The 3,013-nt window shown below is 38.1% G+C and carries 3 protein-coding genes; all 3 read right to left on the reverse strand.

What is annotated here, in order from left to right; genetic code table 11:
• Positions 1-54 precede the first annotated feature (54 nt).
• Positions 55-912 (reverse strand): DUF547 domain-containing protein, encoded by an 858-nt coding sequence (locus AC3DU7_RS29875; RefSeq protein ID WP_488042873.1) that lies wholly within the window; start codon positions 910-912, stop codon positions 55-57.
• 367 nt (positions 913-1,279) lie between these two features.
• A complete protein-coding gene (locus AC3DU7_RS29880; protein WP_488042874.1) occupies positions 1,280-1,444 on the reverse strand; it encodes a hypothetical protein in 165 nt (54 codons plus the stop codon).
• A gap of 17 nt (positions 1,445-1,461) precedes the next feature.
• Entirely contained in the window at positions 1,462-2,886 is a 1,425-nt protein-coding gene (locus tag AC3DU7_RS29885) for a group II intron maturase-specific domain-containing protein (RefSeq protein ID WP_488042875.1), read from the reverse strand.
• Positions 2,887-3,013: the final 127 nt, after the last annotated feature.

Below are 3,013 nucleotides of genomic sequence, written 5' to 3' on the forward strand. Positions count from 1 at the left end.
CCTACTCCCCTACTCCCCTACTCCCCTACTCCCCTACTCCCTATTCCCTACTCCCTACTCCCTCTTTTGAACATTCAAAGACCAATCATAGTCAGAATATTTAACTTGATAACCACCCTGTTTTAAATACTTTTGATCGTCAGGACTTACATATTTATGAGCATAATTTACAATTGAAGTTTCTGTTTCATTCAAGCCATCAATAGTCGGTTCTTGACCATAAGTTTTTTTATAATCTTCACCGAACCATTTAAAAATTGAAGAAAAATAAACAGCATTATTTTCACGGTCAATTCGGAAGCCTTGATTATTGACGAGAAACGTGTTAGCTTGATCGTTTAATTGTTGTTTTAATTGATTACCAGTAAAAGCTTCTTGTCTTAGAGGAGGGCAACTTATTGCAGCACAAACTAAGGCAACATGAATTCCTGGTTCATTAAATTCTTTCCTTAAAATCTGATGTTCGATATGGTCTAATGTCAATTGTTGCCCAACAATATCAAATTTCCGAATCTTCCAAACACCAGGGATTCTTCTAATACTTTTAGTAGGGTAATTATCAATAATAGATTCTAAAGTAAAAGAATTATAAGCATTAACTAAAAAAGCAATTTTTTCTGCCTCTGTCCAAGAATCATAAGTACTTGGCGTTACCGCTCCAATAGCAGCATTAAATTCATCAAGTTTTTGTCGATTTTCTTTTAATCTTTCGTAGTCAACTAACCCTTTTTCGTTGACATATTCCTTTAAAATTGAGTTGTAGGTTTGATAATTAAATGGTTGAGCTGAAGTAGCAGTAGATTCTTGTGTCTCTTGATTTGTTTCCCCTAGATTTGTCGGACTTCCACCACAGCTAGCTAAAAATATAAGTAGGGGTAAGAAAAATAATAACTTCTTAAGTTGATATCTCATAAATTATTCTGCCATTTATAGTAATTTCATTCCATATAGCAGAAGGAAGAAGGAAAAATCTAGCTTTATCTAGGTTTTAAGCTTTTTATATATCCTAATCCTTACTTCGACTGCTATATCTATGAAAAACTAACGGCATGAGTAACTTGTGAGACTTAGATTAATTTTGACTTAAATCAGTATTCAACAGTAAATATTTCTATTTTCCCCGCTCCCTACTCCCTTATTTATCAGTATTCAAAAAGTATTTAGAGGCGATCGCTTACCTTCTTATTTGGGGAGCGATCGCTATCCTTACTCATCCCTAATTATAGAAAAAATTAGGGGTAAAATTAATCCACTCTTTCTAATTGCCAGAGAAGTTAAACTAAGCAATTCTGTCACCAGAAATGCTCGTCTCCAAAACCGGACGTGAGACTTTCACCTCATCCGGCTCCTCAGTAATTTGGCTCCAATCAAAATGGGCACCTCCACCACTATTCCTAGTAGTTTTCAGATCGATCGTAGCAATGTCTATACAATTCAATAGCATCCAAGACTTTCCCCTTCTTAAGTTGAATGAAAGTCCTTTTGCTTGCTCCAATAAAACCAGTCCTTGTTAACATTCTCCTGTATAACAATAGGAACTTCTGTGTGCTTCAATAACTTTACTCGACTGCCATCGCGATCGCTGCACGAAAATTCCTTTCTGTTTTCCCCAGAATGCCAATACTTTTGAGAAATCCAGTCATTATTTTTATTGGAATGTCTTCTTCTTGCCCAACGCCAGAGTTTTTGGAATATTAAATGATCCAAATCCCTAAAGGTTTTCTTACTCACCACAGTCGAGTAATAGTTTACCCAATCCTGAATAATAGGATTAAGCCTTCTAATTAAAACAACCTGTGGTGCAGACTTATGTTTATCTATAACCTCAGCAATTTGACGATAATGACTCCTCATGCTCTGGTCACTTGGTTTGACCTCAGTTTTAAAACCAAGCTTACCTTGATTTTTGCCCACCTCATACTGTCTGATGTTGAATCCCAAGAAATCAAACCCTGGTTTTTCTCCACCATACCCATATAAAGTATGAACTATTCTTGTTTCACTTGGTTTTAACTCCAGCCCCATTTCAGACAACCACTCTCCAAGCTTTACTTGGCATTTTTGAACAACATCTATATCTTTGTGAGCGATCGCCAAACTATTACCATAGCGAACCAAACCCAAGTATTTACTCCTATCCACCCTTGATACCTCATACCCGTTTTCCACAGATTGAAAATCAAAAGTTTCAGCATACTCATTGATTTGCTCCTCCATACCATGAAGAGCCACATTTGCCAGAAATGAAGAAATAACCCCACCCCTTGCCATCTGCTCCTCCGTTGGAAACAACCCTTCCCCATCCATCACACCAGTCTTCAACCAAGCTTTGATTTTTCGACGCAATGTAGGATAAGTACCCAGCCTTTCCAGTAATAGTTCGTAGTTAATACCTTGAGAAGACTTAGCTATGTCAGCTTCAAGCACATACTTAGGCTCCAGCTTAACAAAACCAAAAATTGCTTCTACAGCATCTTGAGGCGATCGCCCCGGCCTAAACCCATAACAACTAGATTCAAAAATACCCTCCCATTCTGGCTCCAGAGCCATCTTGACAAGTATTTGTAGAGCGTAGTCCTCTATAGTGCCTCTCCTAGACTTAACCTTGCCAGTTATGTCCAAAGTTTCAGCCAAAGCAAACAGCTTTTCCGAAGACAAAATTTTCTCACTCTGGTTATCTTGAATTACCCCACGCACGGCCAATAACTTAGCGTACCAGGACTTCAGCAAAGTTTTTTGAGGCTTACGAAATGCAATAAAATCACGACTCTCAGAGGCTCTGTAGATTCTTTCCTGTAACTTAAAGACGTGACGCTCAACCTTTAACCAGTTAATATCGCGCCATTCTTCCCATTCCGCCGTAGTCTTCAAACTCGTATTGGACATTTCTATTACCTAATCAAACTCTACATTCCAAATCACCGTGTGTCCGTCAGCCTATCCCATCACATTAAATAAGGGCCTTTGCTTCTGACACAATCCTTCCCAATCAAACATCCGGTTAGCACCTACT

The organism is Okeania sp., from assembly GCF_983059655.1.